Source organism: Glutamicibacter protophormiae (genome assembly GCF_014647495.1).
In the GTDB taxonomy this organism is placed as follows: Bacteria; Actinomycetota; Actinomycetes; order Actinomycetales; family Micrococcaceae; genus Glutamicibacter; species Glutamicibacter protophormiae.
In genome coordinates this window covers 62,194-79,064 of sequence record NZ_BMPH01000011.1, presented here as the reverse complement: position 1 = coordinate 79,064, position 16,871 = coordinate 62,194, and the positions used below count along the sequence as shown (strand labels likewise).

Annotated in this window: 14 protein-coding genes; 7 read left to right on the top strand and 7 right to left on the bottom strand. The window is 66.1% G+C overall.

Annotated elements, in window-relative coordinates:
- Window positions 1-693 carry a DUF4194 domain-containing protein gene (locus tag IEY43_RS13170; protein ID WP_188949037.1) on the bottom strand — a complete coding sequence of 231 codons (693 nt, stop codon included), beginning with the start codon at window positions 691-693 and terminating at the stop codon, window positions 1-3.
- The gene (locus tag IEY43_RS13165; protein ID WP_188949036.1) at window positions 690-2,150 is read right to left on the bottom strand and encodes a DUF3375 domain-containing protein; all 1,461 of its coding nucleotides are present in this window, start codon (window positions 2,148-2,150) and stop codon (window positions 690-692) included. The genes IEY43_RS13170 and IEY43_RS13165 overlap by 4 nt, the downstream gene beginning before the upstream one ends.
- 221 nt (window positions 2,151-2,371) lie before the next feature.
- On the opposite strand from IEY43_RS13165, the gene IEY43_RS13160 reads away from it, so the two are divergent.
- A complete protein-coding gene (locus tag IEY43_RS13160) occupies window positions 2,372-3,643 on the top strand; it encodes a polysaccharide deacetylase family protein (protein WP_229777401.1) in 1,272 nt (423 codons plus the stop codon).
- A gap of 38 nt (window positions 3,644-3,681) precedes the next feature.
- On the opposite strand, the gene IEY43_RS13155 is transcribed toward IEY43_RS13160, so the two are convergent.
- Window positions 3,682-7,140: a TM0106 family RecB-like putative nuclease gene (locus IEY43_RS13155; protein ID WP_188949035.1), complete on the bottom strand. Its 3,459-nt coding sequence runs from the start codon at window positions 7,138-7,140 to the stop codon at window positions 3,682-3,684.
- 79 nt (window positions 7,141-7,219) lie between these two features.
- Window positions 7,220-7,534: a hypothetical protein gene (locus IEY43_RS13150; protein ID WP_188949034.1), complete on the bottom strand. Its 315-nt coding sequence runs from the start codon at window positions 7,532-7,534 to the stop codon at window positions 7,220-7,222.
- Window positions 7,535-7,710: 176 nt separating this feature from the next.
- Between IEY43_RS13150 and IEY43_RS13145 the strand changes: the two genes are divergently transcribed.
- Window positions 7,711-8,430, top strand: a complete 720-nt coding sequence (locus IEY43_RS13145) for a M50 family metallopeptidase (protein WP_188949033.1) — start codon at window positions 7,711-7,713, stop codon at window positions 8,428-8,430.
- Here IEY43_RS13145 and IEY43_RS13140 read toward each other — a convergent pair.
- Window positions 8,417-9,589 (bottom strand): YihY/virulence factor BrkB family protein, encoded by a 1,173-nt coding sequence (locus IEY43_RS13140; RefSeq protein ID WP_188949032.1) that lies wholly within the window; start codon window positions 9,587-9,589, stop codon window positions 8,417-8,419. The genes IEY43_RS13145 and IEY43_RS13140 overlap by 14 nt on opposite strands.
- 595 nt (window positions 9,590-10,184) lie before the next feature.
- Here IEY43_RS13140 and IEY43_RS13135 point away from each other — a divergent pair.
- Together IEY43_RS13135 and IEY43_RS13130 are read left to right on the top strand one after the other, a co-directional pair.
- Window positions 10,185-10,937 (top strand): LysM peptidoglycan-binding domain-containing protein, encoded by a 753-nt coding sequence (locus IEY43_RS13135; RefSeq protein ID WP_188949031.1) that lies wholly within the window; start codon window positions 10,185-10,187, stop codon window positions 10,935-10,937.
- 141 nt (window positions 10,938-11,078) lie between these two features.
- Window positions 11,079-12,452, top strand: a complete 1,374-nt coding sequence (locus IEY43_RS13130) for a CoA transferase (protein ID WP_188949030.1) — start codon at window positions 11,079-11,081, stop codon at window positions 12,450-12,452.
- Here IEY43_RS13130 and IEY43_RS13125 read toward each other — a convergent pair.
- The gene (locus tag IEY43_RS13125) at window positions 12,449-13,288 is read right to left on the bottom strand and encodes a PaaX family transcriptional regulator (RefSeq protein ID WP_188949029.1); all 840 of its coding nucleotides are present in this window, start codon (window positions 13,286-13,288) and stop codon (window positions 12,449-12,451) included. The two genes, IEY43_RS13130 and IEY43_RS13125, sit on opposite strands and share 4 nt — an antisense overlap.
- Complete coding sequence (gene kynA, locus IEY43_RS13120; protein WP_188949028.1) at window positions 13,278-14,141, bottom strand: tryptophan 2,3-dioxygenase; 864 nt, start codon at window positions 14,139-14,141, stop codon at window positions 13,278-13,280. Before kynA ends, IEY43_RS13125 begins: the two co-directional genes overlap by 11 nt.
- Window positions 14,142-14,295: 154 nt before the next feature.
- On the opposite strand from kynA, the gene IEY43_RS13115 reads away from it, so the two are divergent.
- The 3 genes from IEY43_RS13115 (at window position 14,296) to IEY43_RS13105 (ending at window position 16,804) form a co-directional block, all read left to right on the top strand.
- Window positions 14,296-14,982, top strand: a complete 687-nt coding sequence (locus IEY43_RS13115) for a CE1759 family FMN reductase (RefSeq protein WP_188949027.1) — start codon at window positions 14,296-14,298, stop codon at window positions 14,980-14,982.
- A gap of 242 nt (window positions 14,983-15,224) precedes the next feature.
- On the top strand, window positions 15,225-16,010 hold the full coding sequence (gene hpaH, locus IEY43_RS13110) for a 2-oxo-hept-4-ene-1,7-dioate hydratase (RefSeq protein WP_188949026.1): 786 nt from the start codon (window positions 15,225-15,227) through the stop codon (window positions 16,008-16,010).
- A complete protein-coding gene (locus IEY43_RS13105) occupies window positions 15,995-16,804 on the top strand; it encodes an aldolase/citrate lyase family protein (RefSeq protein WP_188949025.1) in 810 nt (269 codons plus the stop codon). The genes hpaH and IEY43_RS13105 overlap by 16 nt, the downstream gene beginning before the upstream one ends.
- Window positions 16,805-16,871: the final 67 nt, after the last annotated feature.

Sequence of the window (16,871 nt, the reverse complement as noted above, 5' to 3'; positions counted from 1 at the left end):
CTACTCCTGCACCAGTGCGTCGGTCTGTTCGGATGCGTCGGCCTCGTCGGGCTCCGCCCCGGAGAGGTTCAGCACGCTCTCATTGGCGTCGATGGCCGCGATGTAGCGCGGGATGTCCTGGATGGAGGACAGCGGCAGGGCCATGGCCAGCGCCGGGGAAATGCGGAATTCGTCGGCCAGCTCGGTATTGGTCAGCAGCCTCAGCGAGCCCAGTCGGGCGATGGCCGCGTCGCAGGACTCGGCGAAGCGCTTGTCGTCGCGGTCGGCGGCGGCGCGGTGCTCGGCCAGGATCTCGTGCATGCCGGCGCGGGATATCACCGCGTCGGCCCCGGTGCCGGACTGCTGCTCCAGCAACAGGCGCAGGCGCAGCGCCAGCAGGGTCTCGTCGCGCTTGAGCGGGCGGCGCGGGGCGATCGGCGCGGTGTGCGCCTGCTCGATGTCCACCGGGGCCAGCATGGCGATCTTGCGGTCCATGTCCAGGCTCAGGGCCAAGAAGATTTCCGAGAAGTACGCGGTGAGCGTGTCCTGCGAATCCAGCAGCAGCTGCCAGGCCGCGGCGTCCATGGAGCCGTCCAGGTACGGGCCGCGCAGCAGCCGCACCAGCAGCTGGCGCAGCGGGAGCGGGAAGCTGCCGGCGTCCCCGTCGAACAGGGGATCGGTGATCGGTGCGGCATATGAGTCGGTGTAGGTCATAGCGGCTCCTTCGTGAAGCTCAGGGCGGGCAGGTAGGCGGTGCGCGGGGAACCGTCGAGCTGGGCGAATTCAATGCACAGAAGTTCGCCCTCGTGCAGGGTTTCGCCGTTGGTGCGCCCGATTTCGATCAGCGCGCGGATGGTGTTCAAGTGCTGGTGCTCGGCCGGCAGCGCGGCGAACATCTCATCCAGCGGCACCGGGGCGTCCGGGGCGCGGCGCAGCCGTTGCGCGATGGCGCAGCGCAGCGCGGGCATGTCCGCCTCCGGCGTGCTGGGGGTGCGCACGATGTCCTCGGCGCTGAACTCCGGCGCGTGGGCCAGCGGCGGCGGGGCCACGTGCTCGGACGGGTCGTAGATGCCCAGCCCGTGCAGGGTGACGAACTGCGGGGCGAACAGTTCCAGCGGGGCCAGCCCGCTGCGCGGCTTCAGGGCCGCGGACTTGCTGATCGCAGCCTCCGCCTCGCGCACTGCCCGGCGCAGCAGCTCGGCCTGCTTGTAGGCCTCGGACTGCACGAAGGCGTGCAGGGATTCGGAGAGCTTGCCGTAGGAGGTGTGCACCTCGGCGGCCTGGCGGCGCAGCTCGCGCAGCAGGTTGGTGAGGATCTGGCGTTCGGGGGTGTCCAGGTCGTCCACGAAGTCGCGCTCCAGCACCTCGGCCAGCGCCGCACGGAAACGCTGCTGGGCATCGGGGGAGTTCAGGAACTCGGTGAAGCCGCGGAAGGTCTCGCCCTCGGCGGTCGAGCGCAGCTGCCGGTCGGCTTCCAGCACCTGGCCCACCGCTACGCCCTTGGCGGTGGAGGCATCGAGGATTCCCTCGCGCAGCGAATGCAGCATCTCCTGCACGCCGTCGCGCATGCGGCGGAAGTCCGCCGGGAGGCTCGCGGCCAGATCCAGCACGGAGCGCGCCGCGGAGAGCGCGGTGGTGCGCGAAAGCACCGCCGGATCGGTGCCGGCGCGCAGCTGGTCGATCTGCGCCTGGCGCAGGGCGATCTGGGATTCCAGCGCGCGGATGCGGGCCTCGGGATCCGGGTCGGTCTCGTGGGCCAGGGACTCCAGCGAGGACAGCAGGGTATTCAGGCGCGAGGAGTTCAGGTGCGAGTCGTCGGTGGAGAAATCCGCCAGGAAACGCAGGGTGCGCAGGGTCTGGGCGCTGGGCTCGTAGACGAAGCGTCCGTCGATCAGCGGCCGGGCCAGCAGTCCCTGCTTGACCCATGTTTCGGCGAAATCCTGGGCACTGTAGGACTGCGGGATCTGCTCGTCGCCGCGGCGGGCGGTTTTCAGGAAGGAATCCAGCGAGGCGTGGAAAAGTTCCAGGGCGATGCGCGGGCGGTCGGCGGTGAACTCCGCGCGGATGAAGGCGACCGCCCAGGGCTGGGCCGTTAAGAGCCGGTACGCCGCCGAGCTTCTGAACTGCTGGGACTGAATCCACAGGCTATTCGCGCGGTGCGAGGGCTGCATGAATTTCCTTGATCTTCTCGACGCCTAACCTCCTAATTCTAGGGCATCGGACTGCGCGCCAAGTGTGCGCTTCCTGCGCGGCGGATTCCAGTTCTGTATCGATTGGAGTAATGAACCGGCATTCGGTGTTCTTGGGCGGACGGCCTGTGTAGTGTCGGAAGCAGACGATGACAACGCCGTATCTGCTGGTTTTCGGCGCGTTTCGGGCATGGAGGTCGAAAATGATGAAGTTCGCACGATTGCTGGCGGCGGGGATCCTGGTGGCGGCGCTCGCCGGATGCAGTAGTGAGCAACCCAACCCGCAGGACGCGGGGAACGGACCCTCCGCCACCCCGGATGCCTCGGCCCAGGCGGCCCAGGAGCAGGCCCGCGTGGCCGAGGCGAAGGCGGAGGTCAATCGGCTGGCCGACGGCTACGACTACTCCGCCGCCATCAAGCTGGCCTCCAAGGATTCCAGCGAAGAGCTGCAGAAGCTGGTCCCGGGGCTGGAAGAGGAAAAGTCCCAGACCGTCGCCTGGGAGAGGCCGGATGCGATCCCGCACCTGTTCTTCCACTCGCTGGTCATCGACACGGACCGCGCTTTCGACGGGGACGGGGAAGCCCAGGGCTACAAGGACTACATGGTGACCCAAAAGGAGTTCACCGCGATCATCAAGGAGCTCTACGCCAGGGACTTCGTGCTGGTGAACCCGGCGGACTTCGCCGCCCCGGACAAGAAGGGGAACATGGCCTATCGCAAGATCATGCTTCCCAAGGGCAAGCAGCCGCTGGTGCTGTCGGTGGACGACCTGAGCTACTACGAGTACATGGACGGCGACGGCTTTGCGAGCAAGCTGCTGGTGGACGACGACGGCAAGGTCCGCAACGAGTACACCGATGCCAAGGGCGCCACGCATGTGGGCGCCTACGACGTGACCACCATGCTCGACGACTTCATCGAGGAGCACCCCGACTTCTCCTACCGCGACGCCCGCGGCATCGTGGCCATGACCGGGTACAACGGCGAGTTCGGCTACCGCACCTCGGCCAGCCAGTACCCGGATAACAAGAACCTGGAAAAGGACCGGAAGGCCGCGACCGCGGTCGCGGACGCCATGAAGGACGAAGGCTGGGTCTTCGCCTCGCACTCCTGGGGCCACATCTCCACCGGCACCGTGGACATGGCGCGCTTCAAGCGCGACATGAAGCTGTGGAAGGAAGAAGTCGAGCCGATCGTGGGCAAGACCGAGCACCTGATCTACCCGTTCGGCTCGGACATCGCCCGCACCGCCAAGTACTCCGGAAGCCGCTACGAATACCTCAAGGACCAGGGATTCAAGTACTTCTACGGCGTGGACGGCACCATCCGCGCATGGATGCAGCAGACCGACGACTACCAGCGCCAGATGCGCATCAACATCGACGGGCTGCAGTTCGCCAAGGAGCTGCGCGGGGACCGGCCGGTGCTCTCCGAGTTCTTCGACGTCCAGAAGGTCATCGATCCGGCGCGCTGAGCGCGCACCGGATCGGCCGGGCGGAGGATTCCGCCCGGCTACAGCCCCATGAAGGCGCCCAGCTGGGACAGGGCGGCCGGGCTGGACGGCAGGTAGTCGGTCAGCCGGTCGCTGCGCACGATGACCGCCTTCCACTGTCCCCGGGAAATAGCCACGTTGATGCGGTTGCGGTTGAGCAGGAAGTCGATGCCGCGGGCCGCGTCATCCGCGCTGGAACAGGCCAAGGTCACCAGCACCACCGGGGCTTCCTGCCCCTGGAACTTGTCCACGGTGCCGACCCGCACCTCTGCGAGCCCCTCGGATTCCAGGACCTCGCGCACCATGTTGACCTGCGCGTTGTAGGCCGCGACCACCAGGATGTCTTCGGCGGCCAGCCTGCGGGCGCCGGCATCCTGCGCCGGGGTCCACTCCGATCCCAGATGTTCGCGCACCAGCCGGACGATTTCCCCGGCTTCCTCCGCGCTGCTGACCGTGTTGCCGCGGTGCTCCACCAGCCGGGTTTCCACCCCGGCGGCGCTGCCGGCCAGGCTGCGCTGCCCGGCGGCCTGCGCCGAGAACAGCTGGTGGTCGTAGCTCAACGCGGACACCTTGGCGCACAGGGCCGGGTGCATGCGCCACGAGGCGGCCAGGAAGTAGCCCAGCTCCCCGGGCAGCACCGGCCGGCCGTTGGACAGCCAGCCGAGCGCCGACTCGTCCACCGGCTGCGGATGCGACCCCTGGGTCACCTGCGGCAGCTGCTGCGGATCCCCGAGCAGCAGCAGGTTGCGGGCCGCCCTGGACACCGCCAGGGTGTTGGCCAGCGAAAACTGCCCGGCTTCGTCGATGACCAGCAGGTCCAGGCTGCCCGCGGGCACCTTGGAACCGGTCATGGTCCAGGCGGTGCCGCCGATCAGCGCGCCGCCCGAACCCGACAGCACGCTGGACAGGTCCTCCTTGGTGGTGCCGTGCCATGGCACCGGGTCCTTGTACTTGACCTCCTTGGCCACGGCCTCCGGGTCCACGCCGGCGGCGATGGCCTTGTGCAGCACGTTCTCCACCACCGCATGGGACTGCGCCACGACGCCGACCTTCCAGCCGGCTTCCACCAGTTCGCGGATCACATGGGAGGCGACAAAGGTCTTGCCCGTGCCCGGAGGTCCCTGCACCGCCAAATAGGAGTTGTCCAGGTCGCGCAGCGTCTGCGCCACCGCCTGGTATACCTGTGCGCTGCCGTCCACCACGACCGGCTGGACCGGCGCCTCCAGGGTCTTCAGGCGCGGCGGGATGCGACGCAGGATGTCGATGCCCGGCTGCTGCGGCAGCACCGGCACAGTGGCTCCCACCTGGATGGCGATGTGCGCCAGGGACTCGTCGATGCTCTTGGTGGCTATGGGTTTGTCAGGGGTGAGCGCGACCGGGAAGGCCCCGTATTCGGGGACCTTGCCGCTGGTCTTCTCGGCGATGGTGATCCAGCCGTCGCCGACCTCCACCACCGTTGCATTGAACGCGCCGCCGCGCAGCGCCTCGGCGTCGACCTCCATGCCCTCGGGCAGGGGAGCTGCGAACATGGCGAACACCCCGGAGCCGGGGGAGAGCAGCGAACCTTCGGCCAGGGTGCCGTGCAGTCTGGAAATACGCGTCACGGTCCGTGCGCGCGGTGTGGGCTTGTGCCAGTCTTCGAGCACCTGCGCCGAATCCACCATGAAGACCCCGCGCACGTCCGACCACTGGTCCATGGGCTTGCTGAGCCGGTCGAAGTGGTCCCACCAGTACTGCTTCTTCTCGCGCCGGTTGTAGCCGGTCGCGGCGGCGACCATCGCAATGGCGCGGTCGTCGGCGCTGAGCGCTTCCCCCTCGGGCAGCGCCGCCAGGTAGTCCTGCAGGCGGAGCTCCTCGGGGGAGGGCTCGTACTCCTCGACGGCTTCTGGGACTGCGGATTCCGGAAGCAGCGTGTGCGGCTGGAAATCGCCGACGGACAGCAGCCAGTCCCGCAGGCGCAGGGTCGACAGGCAGTCGTACTCGTTGTAGTCCGCGATCGACTCCAGGACGTGCCGCGCCTTCGCGTCGTCTCCGGCATCGCGGGCCTCCATGTACTGGGCGTAGGCGACCACGGAGGCGCCGGCATCGGTGACGTCCCCCGAACGCAGGTGCTCGCCCATGTACAGCGGCTCGAGCTTCTTGATCGAGTAGGAGCGGGTGGAAACGACCAGCGAATTGCGCACGGTGTCGTACAGGTCGATCAGCAGGTTCTCGCGCAGCCACTGGTCCACTTCGTCTTCCCCGGCGATATGCACCTGGGAGAGCTTGCGCAGGGCGCTCTTCTCATAGGCCGCGTAGTGGTAGATCTTCATGTTCGGGAAGCGGCGGCGGCGTGCCTCGACGTACTCGATGAATTCCAGGAAGGCCTGGCGCTCGCCGGCCCGGCTATGGGCCCAGAAGGGGCGGAACACCGGTTCTCCGATGTCGTTCTCGATCACGCCGAACAGGTACTCCAGGCCCCAGGAGCCATCCAGCGGCTCCTGGTAGAGCGGGTCGCCCTCGAAGTCGAAGAAGATGTCGCCCTGGTCCGGGTTGGGAAGCTTGGTGATGGTCTGCGAGGACTTCACCCGGTAGGAGACGCCCTGGATGGACTGCGCCAAGGGGTCGAGGCCGACCTGCATCCTTGCCTGTTCCACTGCGCGTCCCAGCGCGGTATTCCACTCCGGTTCCAGCGCGGCGAGCTGGTCGATGGTGACAATGCCCTGGCGGCGGAGCTTTTCGCGCTGCGCCATGGACATCCCTGCAACCAGCAGGACGTCCCGGGTCTGTTCAACCTGCTCGGCGCACAGGGCGCACCGTCCGCACAGGCGCAGCCGGTCAGAATCCCAGGCCACCGGTGCGTCGGAAGCGGTATGCGAGTGCACGTTGGCCAGGAAGCGCTCGCGCTGCGCGCGGAAGACCGGCAGGATCTCGTCGATGCGATGGGTTGAATGGGTGCCGTCGCCCAGCACCAGGGTCGTATGGCGGTTGACCTCGATGCCTTCGGCGATCATCTGGTCCGCGTAGGCCGCGACCTGGAGCAGGGCGCTCACGCGGGCATGGCGGGCCAGCTTCGTATCCCAGACCGCCCAGGACCCGTCGTCCTGGCGGACCAGGAAGTCGGCAAAGCCCACGAAGGACCCGTCGAAGAAGGTTGCCTGGAAAATCACGTCGGCGCCGCTGCGCAGCACGGCCATCGTCTGTTCGTGGGCCTGGCGCAGGGATTCCTCGGTCTTCTGCGGCCGGTCGGTGAACTGCTTGACCCCGGTGCCGGTCTGCGGATCGTATTCGCCGTAGGTCCGCACCAGCTGCTCCAGGACCCGATGCTCATGCTCGTCACCGAGCAGGGCGGTGCGGTGCAGCATCTCGTCGGTGACAGCCTCCGGCTTCTCGCGGCGCTTGAGCGCGACGTCCAGCACGAAGAGCGACTGGTACTGGCAATCGACGGCGATCGACAGGTCGCTGGCCGAGAATACGAATTTGTTGTTCAAAAAGAACACGGGGCCGGTGCCTTTCGCCGACTGGATATGTATCTAGTCAACGTAGCACCCGGCCCCGACAAAAGGATTATTGCGGTTCTTACTGGTCAGCGGCCTTCTTCTTGCCGCCGAGGAGCAGTGAGAGCACGCCGACGCCTGCGGTGACCGCGTTGACCGCAGGCCATGCGCCCATCTTCTTGGCCAGCGGGTGGGACGCACCGAAGCCCCCGAGGTAGGCCGAGAGCAGGGTGACGGCCCTGGCGGTTCCTGCATCCTTCTTCCAGACCAGGAATGCGCCCACGCCTGCGGCACCCAGGACCACTGCCGCCAGCGGCCGCTTCTTGGTCGCGCGACCAGTGGCGTAGCCGCCAGCCAAACCGGTGACTGCCAGTGCAGTTGATGCCAAACGGGACACGATGAACCTCCAGTTATAAATATTCACTTGCTGCACCAATCTTATGGTTGGCAGCTGTGACTTTTCATAGAACTTGGACGGGCACGTGTCGTGCTGCGCGGCTCGCCGGCAGGGGCTTGGAAGAATGGAGGCGAACACGGGCCAGGGCTCGTGCAGCCCGAGCGGAAGAGCAGCAAATGAACCTGAACATCGGCGAAGCATGGGCTCGCCTGGCCGAACCGGTTGCGGTCGACCTGCTGGGGTGGCAGTGGCTTGCCTTGGCCGCCGTGGCGGGGCTGCTGGTCTTTCCGCGACGCATCTGGCGGATCACCGGGCTGTATTCGACGCTCGTCCACGAGATGGGGCACATCGTCGCCGCGATGCTCACCGGGCGATTCGTCATGGGGCTGCGACTGGGATGGGACCATTCCGGCGAGGTGGTCAGCCGGGGCCGGGGAAAATTCTCGGTGATTTTCTCGGGCCTCTTCGGTTATCCGGCGCCGTTGTGGGTTTCTGCCGTGATGCTGTGGGCGATTTCCGGGGGCTATGCCGGCCGCGCCTTGGGTGTTTATGCGCTGTTCTTCCTGCTGGCCCTGTTCTTCGCGCGGAATTGGCCGGCGGTGGTGGTTTGCCTGATCACCTCGGCGGTGGCGCTGGCCGTGGTGTTCTTCGCCCCGGCAGGCACCTATGTTTATCTGTCCCTGCTGGTGGCCGGGTTCCTGCTGCTGGCAGGAGTGAAGGACTTCATCAAGGTCCTCGGGGTGCACACCTGGAGGCGGCGTGATCTGGGGCAGTCAGATGCCTACCTGATTGCCCAGGCGACAGGCACCTTCGCCACCCTATGGCTTGCGGTGATGCTGGTCTTGGGGGCGGCGGCGCTCCTGTGGGCGGTGAACAGCCTAGTCAGTCTTTTCTGAGGCCTTGGTTCTGCAGTGATTTCTTGGTTGCCCACCGGGAGGCGGCCCAGGCTGCTGCGGCGACCAGGACGATGGGTGCGAGCTTGGCCTTGCGCTTGGTTTTTCCTTCCGGGTCCACTCCCATGTCCTGCAGCGGATCACCGCCGTGCTGGATGCGGATTTCCTGGGCCTGGACCAGATCGCGGTAGTTGGACAGGGATTTTTTGGCCACCAGCGTTGAGTCGCGCAGCGGCAGCTGGACCTCTTCTGCCGATGGCATTCCCGTGCGCAGCTGCCGGAGCCGGATGAACTCGATGTCGACCAGGGCGCCGAGGATCAAGGCGATATTGCTGACCCAGCAGGCGATGATCAGTACGATCACGCCGCCGATGGCGCCGTAGGTGGCCGAGTAATTGGCGAAATTGCTCAGGTAGATGCTGAAGCCGGCCATGGAAAGTCCGAGGATGATCATCGCTGTGATGGTGCCCGGCGAGAACCACTGGAACCGCGGACGCTTTACATTAGGGGTGTAGTAGTACAGCAGCGCTAGCACCAGCAGGAAAACCACCAGCAGCGCCGGAGGCTTGGCCAGGTTGAAGATGGTGACGAAGCTGTCGCCCAGCCCGAAGACGTTCCCCAGCGCTTGAGCGACGGAGCCCGAGGCAACCAGCAAAACCATGGTGATGACCGCCAGGATCATGATCAGCAGGGTGATCAGGAACATCTGCGGACGGCGTTTCCACTGCGGCCGTCCTTCCACTGCCCCGTACAACCGGTTCATCGACCGGCCAAAAGCCCCGACATAGGCGGAGGTACTCCACAAGGCACCGAGGGAACCGGCGATGATCGCCAGCGTTGTTCCGGCGGCGTGCTCTGCCAGGGTGTCGAGCAATTGTTCTGCGGTCTCCAACAGCTGTTTTGATTCACCGCTCAGCGTTTCGCCGTTGGGGGCCAATGCAAGGCGCAGCACTTCCAGCATCCACTCGGTGCCGCTTTCGCTGGTCCCCGTCAGCGTCAGCAGGGAGATCAGCGCCAGCAGTCCGGGGAACATGGCGAGCACCATGTAGAAGGAGAGGGAAGCGCCGCCGTCAAGGCCATCGTTCCTGAAGAACTCGCGCACTGCCCTCGGATAGCAGCGGTAGGCTTCCCGCAGCTTGTCCTTCGCAGGCTTTTTCATCATGGGCATGAGCTTCCTCTGCTGCCCAATGCCGGGCTCCGGGCTTTGCATCTTAGGCTTCAGACTACAGAAGATCGATTCCGTTCGTGCTAAAACCGCGTCTGACCGCAGAACTATCGTCAGATGGGATGGAGAAGGGCACGAGCCGCCGGCTGGATTCGTGGTGCACTGTGGATCCGACATATCGTGTGCAGAAGACACCCGGCTCCCTTCGCTTCTTGGAAGGAATAGCTCAGTCGAAATGAATGGTTCCATATCACATCTGCAGGTTGGGAATCCATTTCGAAACCATAACGGTCTGTGCTCCTCGGGGCCCGTTTTCCGGCTGCACAGGGAAGTTTTCTTAAAGTTTTTTTCCGGCGTTGACATGACGTTATGTTCTCTCTGAGAATTCACTGAGTTGCCAAGGGCCCGGGGAGGTGCGCTATCGTCTTTCATAACGTTTCGATAACACTCGCGGTGTTATGGGGAAACAGGTACTGCCGGAACTTCCGAACCGCTCGTCAGGGCAGTGCTTAATCAATGTCGAAATGCGACGCTGAGCGGTGCACAAGGATGGTCTTGGACGACCTGAGTGTGGGAAGAGCACTGGAGAATCATGATCCAGCAGAAGACCAAGAAGATCATCCGCCGCGGCGGAGCCACCATCGCGGCTTTCGCAGTAGCTGGCGGCGCCATGGTTGCTACGACCGCACCTGCCTCAGCGGCAAGCACCTGGGACAAACTGGCCCAGTGCGAGTCCGGCGGCAACTGGAACATCAACACCGGCAACGGCTACTCCGGCGGCCTGCAGTTCTCGCCGTCGACCTGGAAGGCCTACGGCGGCAAGGGCTCGGCCCACAACGCATCGAAGGCCGAGCAGATCCGCGTGGCCACTAAGGTCCAGCAGGGCCAGGGCTGGGGCGCATGGCCGGCATGTACCGCGAAGCTGGGCATCAACGGCTCGCCTAAGGGCACCGCCTCCAAGCAGTCGACCGCGACCGCCAAGAAGTCGAGCACCCAGAGCTCGCAGAAGGCCAAGTCGTACAAGTCGACCTCGAACAACTACGAGCGCACGGCTTCGCGCAGCGCAGCTCCGACCCAGTCGTACAAGTCGGTCAAGTCGACCAAGTCGGTGGCACCGGCAACGTCGGGCAAGCGCGTAGCGGCAGCTCCTGCTCCGGTGAGCTTCAACATCAATGTCACCGACTCGGGCAAGAACTACACCGTGAAGTCCGGCGACACCCTGGCAAAGATTGCCAAGAAGCTGGATATCAAGGACTGGCGCGGACTGTTCGTGCTGAACAACGACCAGCTGAGCAACCCGGACCTGATCATGGTCGGGCAGACCCTGAACGTTCCAACGAAGTAATTTCGCAGAACGTTTCACGAGTCCCACGATTGGCCTGCGGCCGATCGTGGGACTCGTGGTTTAACCCCTCTGCATCCCTTGCGGAGGCATACCCGTTTTGTACCTATATATAGAGGTATAAAAGTGGCGTAGGGTGGCGCCATGAACAGCGATTCCGTCGACTGGCCGCCGGAGGCGCAATGGGACATCCTGGGCGCGGGATTCCATGAATCCGGGCTGCTTGAAAGACACGCACCGAAGTACTGCGATTCCGGCACCTGGTGGGGCGGCGCCCTGGACGTGGAAGGGCTGGCGCGCCACAGCGCGGGACTGGTCGGCCAAGCCGTTGCCGAACTGACCGCCGGACGATGCCGGCTGCGCAGCACGCCGGCCCAATTGGCGGCCGGCTTCGAATCCTTCCGGCACCTGCGGGTTGCCGGACACAAGGTGCAGGCCTTTGCGCCGCTGTCCGGATTCTTCCTGACCGCCGACGGGTGGATTCGGACCCACGCAAACTATCCGCACCACGAGCGCGCGCTGCTGGATGCGATGAGGGCGCGCACCCCCGAACAGCTGCCCGGCCTGCTGGCGCAGGCGGGATCCCTCGAAGCCCAGGAACGCATCGTGTCCGCCGGGGGCGTCGCCGCAGCGGTGCGCAGCCGGCGGCAATGGCTGCAGTCGCCTGAAGGGCAAGCGGCCGCTGCAGGGCCCTGGGCGCAGTTCGAGCTGCATGGAATCCGCGAGGCGGGCGCTTGGCAGTTCCGGCCGGAGGCCAAGCTGCCCCTGGCGGGGCTGAAAATCCTGGACTTCACCCGGGTCATCGCCGGCCCCACCGCCTCGCGGACGCTGGCCGCGCTGGGCGCCCAGGTGCTGCGCGTCGACGGACCGCGGCATGCGGAACTTCACGACCAGCACATCGACACCGGCTTCGGGAAACGCAGCACGATACTGGATCTCGCCGCGGTACGGGGCCTCGCCGCGGCCCACGGGCCGCTCGCGCAGGCCGACGTGGTGATCCTCGGGTACCGTCCCGGGGCCTTGGATGCGCTGGGCCTGTCCGCCGAGCTTCTGCGCGAGTGCTACCCGCAGCTGGTCATCGCCCAGCTGTGCGCCTGGGGATTCGCCGGGCCGTGGGCCTCGCGCCGCGGGTTCGACAGCATCGTCCAGGCGGCCACCGGCATTGCGGACGCGTACCGGTACCCGGAGGGGAATCCCGGGACGCTGCCGGTCCAGGGGCTGGATTATGCCGCGGGTTACGGCATCGCGGCCGCGGTGATCGCCCTGCTCCGTGCACGTCGAGAGCTGCATTCGACCGGAACCGTGCGGATTTCGCTGGCCAGGACCGCCCAGGCCCTGTTTGAATTCGGCGGGCCGAGCGCCCCGGAGCTGGCGCTGGGTATCCCGCGGGTCTCCCGCTGCACCAGCGGCTACGGGATGCTCGACTATGCGCTGCCGCCCTTCGAGCTCAACGGGGTGCAGCTGGACTACCCGCATTCGCCGACGCGCTACGGCGCGGACGAGCCGGTGTGGACCTAGCCGCCGAGCAGATCCCTGGCGAATTGCCGTGCCGCGGGTTCGTAGGTGCGTGAGAGGGCGAGGAAGCGTTCGCGGCTCAGCCGGCCGGGCCAGGTGCCGGGCAGCATGGAATCCGGCAAGCCCGGGTCGAGGTAGGGCAGCGCCCGCCAGGCGTCGACCAGGGCCACGTAGCCGCGATAGGCTGCTGCCGGCGACTCGGGCGCGGCGTCCAACGCGGCGGTGCTTGCCAGGAACGTTGAGTGCAGGGATTCCAGCCGGCCCAGATCCCACCATTGCCGGGCCGCCTGCGCGGCGCCCTCCGGGAAGTCCGGGGTCTGCGTGGTAAAGACGGTGGCATAGGACCGGACTTCCAGCGCACCGAGGACCTGGAGCACTTCCTCACGCAGGTAGGCGGGGAAGATCCACAGCCCGGCGGAAACCAGGCCGCCGCCGAGCTGGAGGAAATGCTTGCGCACCTGGTGCCGCAGCGGCCTCATGGTCTCCGGCAGCGAGTAGGCCACCAGGCACCACAGCTCCTGGTCCGCCATCTGGCGGGGTGTGAAGATCCGCCGGTCGCCGCGGGCGAACATCGCCTGCGCCTCGGCGGTGACCTGCAGGCTGGAAGCCCCGGCGGCCTCCAGCACGCCGCGGTCAGCCAGTCGCGAGATCGCCGTCTGCGCGGTCGGGGCCGAGACGCCGGCGGCCGTGGCCAGGGCGAGGATCCTGGTGCGGGCTACCGGAGCGTGCTCATGGCGGAGGTACAAGCCCGCGATGGTCCGGATGATGGAGGCGGCGCTGCCGGTGCGCGCCTCGAAGTCATCCAGGGTAAAGGCGACGAGCTGCGTGCTAGCTGCCAATTTCGGTGCGCACCGCGAACAGTTCGGGGAAGAACGTCAGGTCCAGGGCCCGCTTGAGGAAGTCGACGCCGGATGAGCCGCCGGTGCCGCGCTTGAATCCGATGGTGCGCTGCACCACGCGCAAATGGCGGAAGCGCCAGGCCTGGAAATTGTCCTCGACGTCCACCAGATCCTCGCAGGCCTGGTACAGGCTCCACAGGGTGTCCTCGGATTCGTAGATGTCCTTGTAGACCGGGATCAGCGATTCCTGGAACGTCCACGGCTTGGTGACGTCGCGTTCGAGGACCTCTGCCGGGATGTCGTAGCCGTGGCGGGCCAATGCGGCCAGGAACACGTCGTAGAGGGTCGGCTCGTTCAGCAGGTTGCTGAGCAGCTCGTGCGCCTTGGGGTCCGCCTCATGAACCTTGAGCATTCCGGCATGCTTGTTGCCGAGGATGAACTCCACCGCACGGTACTGGAAGGACTGGAAGCCCGAGGAAGAACCGAGGAAGCCGCGAAACTGCGCGTATTCGCGCGGGGTGAGTGTTGCCAGCACGGACCACTGCTCGGTCAGCGTCTTCTGGATGTGCTTGACGCGGGCCAGGCACTTCAGGGCCTTGCCGATGTCGTCCGTGCCCAGCAGGCGGCGCGCCTCGACGAGCTCGTGGAGCATGAGCTTGAGCCACAGTTCGGAGGTCTGGTGCTGGATGATGAACAGCATTTCGTCGTGGTGCTCCGGCACGCTGACCGGATGCTGTGCGGAGAGGATGCGCTCCAGGTCGAGGTAGCTGCCGTAGGACATCGTGTTGTGGAAGTCGGTGCGGACCCCTGACTCGATGTCGCGCTGATTCGTTCCATGCTGGTCTTTGCTCATGAAGCCAAGCGTATCAATATCGTTCCGCTCGTCACAATAGTGAAATTGTAGGCTGGTGCGGGCCGCTGGCAAGGCTCGCCGGCCCTGGGAATAGAATCCCGGTGCCAGGGGTTATTACATGCGTACGCATCTAAATCTTGGGAAAGGCGTGGGCATGAGCAAGTCCGTTGTGGTGATCAGTGGTGGGCTGGGAAGCCCGTCGAGTTCCTCGCTGCTGGGGCGCCAGCTGGGCGAATCCATCGCCGGGCAGCTGGCGCTCGCCGGCGTGCAGGCCGATCTGACCACTGTCGAGCTGCGCGAGCATGCCAGCGACATCACCAACAACATGCTCAGCGGGTTCGCCGCGCCGTCCCTGCAGCGGGTTATTGACGCGGTGGTCGGCGCCGACGTGCTGGTGGCCGTGACCCCGGTCTTCACCGCATCGGTCTCGGGTCTGTTCAAGTCCTTCCTGGACATCCTGGACCCCAAATCGCTCAGCGGGAAGCCGGTGGTGCTCGCGGCCACCGCAGGCACCCAGCGGCACCAGCTGGCCATCGACTACGCCATGCGGCCGATCTTCGCCTACCTGCGTGCGCAGATCATGCCCACCACGGTCTTCGCCGCCTCGGAGGACTTCGGCGGCCACGGCATTTCCGGCACCCTGTCCGACCGGGCGCAGCGTGTGGCCCGCGAGGTGGCCGCAGCCCTGGCTGCGGCCGAAGGCGAGCTGGGGCCCGATACCGGCCTGGGCGATACCCGGTCCATCGCTCCTTCGGTCAGCGAGACCGCCGACCCCAACGACGAGATGACCTCCCTGCCCTTCGAGGCGCTGCTGGCCAACGTCCGCGCCGGGGCCAATTAGGCACGCCCCGCGAGCCGGCAGCTCCCGCCGGTTCGCGAGCCGGGAGCCCGGACGGCCGGCGGGAATTTCCCTGCCCGCCGGCGGAGCATCCGGGTTCGTCGAGGGCAGGGAAAAAATGTTAGTACGATGTGCCATGCCTGCTGAACCTCGATACCATCAAAGACTGTGGGCCGAGCCGCGACGCGACGGCGTTCTGCGGCGCCCGCACAGCTTTGAACTACCAGTGAAAGGTGTAGCAGTCGATGCTATCCGAGGAAACAATCACGGCAATCGCCGATGAACTGGTCCAAGCCGGAGTCACGCGTACCCCGGTGCCCCGCCTGACTGCGCGCTACCCGGACATGACGGTTGAGGACTCCTACCGGGTGCAGAACCTGTGGCGCCAGCGCTCCGAGGCCAACGGCCGCGTGCTGGCCGGCCGGAAGATCGGGCTGACCTCCCGCGCCATGCAGATGGCCACCGGCATCACCGAACCGGACTACGGCATCATCTTCGACGACATGGTCCTTGACTCCGGGTGCACCGTGAAGTGGGACCAGTACACGCATCCGCGCATCGAAATGGAACTGGCGTTCAAGCTCAAGAAGGACATCCAGGGTCCGAACGCGAACATCTTCGACGTGCTGGAAGCCACCGAATGCGTCATCCCCGCCCTGGAGATCCTCGATTCGCGCATCGAGATGGAAGGCCGCACCATCGTGGACACCATCTCCGACAACGCGGCGATGGGCGCCATGGTCATCGGCGGCAACCCGGTGCGCCCGGAAGCCGTGGACCTGCGCTGGGTCTCGGGCATCCTGTTCAAGAACCAGACCGTGGAGGAAACCGGCGTCGCCGCCGGCGTACTGAACCACCCGGCCGCCGGCGTGTACTGGCTGGCCAACAAGATCGCCGCCCACGGCGACAAGCTCAACGCCGGCGAGATCATCCTGGCCGGATCCTTCACCCGTCCGATGTGGGTCTACGAAAACGACACCGTCTTCGCCGACTACGGACCGCTGGGAACCGTGACATGCCATTTCGAGTAGAACCCGATCCCTCGCTGAAGGACGCGCTCAAGGACGCCGACCATGCCCTGTCAGGGGTGTGGGTCTGCTCGGGGTCGCCGCTGGTGGCCGAGATCTGCGCCGGCGCAGGCTTCGACTGGCTGTTCATCGACGGCGAGCATTCGCCCAATGACCTGGGCAGCATCCTGGCCCAGCTGCAGGCGGTGCGCGGCTACCCGGTGGTTCCCGTGGTGCGCCCGCCGGTGAACGATCCGGTGATCATCAAGCAGTTCCTCGACCTGGGGGTGCAGTCGCTGATCATCCCGATGGTCAACGACGCGCAGCAGGCGGCCAACGCGGTCGCCGCCTGCCACTACCCGCCGCTGGGCGTGCGCGGCGTCGGCTCGGCCCTGGCCCGATCGGCCCGCTGGAACCGCATCCCCGACTACCTGAACCGCGCGGCTGAGACCATCACCGTCATGGTGCAGATCGAATCGGCCGAAGCGGTGGAGAACGTCGAGGAGATCGTGGCCACCGAAGGCCTGGACGGCGTCTTCATCGGCCCGTCGGACCTTGCGGCCTCCATGGGCGTGATCGGCCAGCAGAACCACCCCGAGGTGGTCGCCGGCGTGATGAAGTCCATCGCCGCGGCCCGCGCCGCCGGCAAGTACGCGGGCGTGAACGCCTTCGATGCGGCCACCGCGCGCAAGTACATCGAAGCCGGAGCCCAGTATGTGGGCGTCGGCGCGGATGTGGCGTTGCTGGCCCGCTCCACCGAGGCGCTGGCCGCCAGCTACCGCGCCGACGCCTCGGGAGAAACTCCGGACAGCTACTAGCCCGGGCGATCTGCAGCACCTCCGGTGCCATCATTGCGCGTCGATCATGATCGGTCGGCGCCGATGG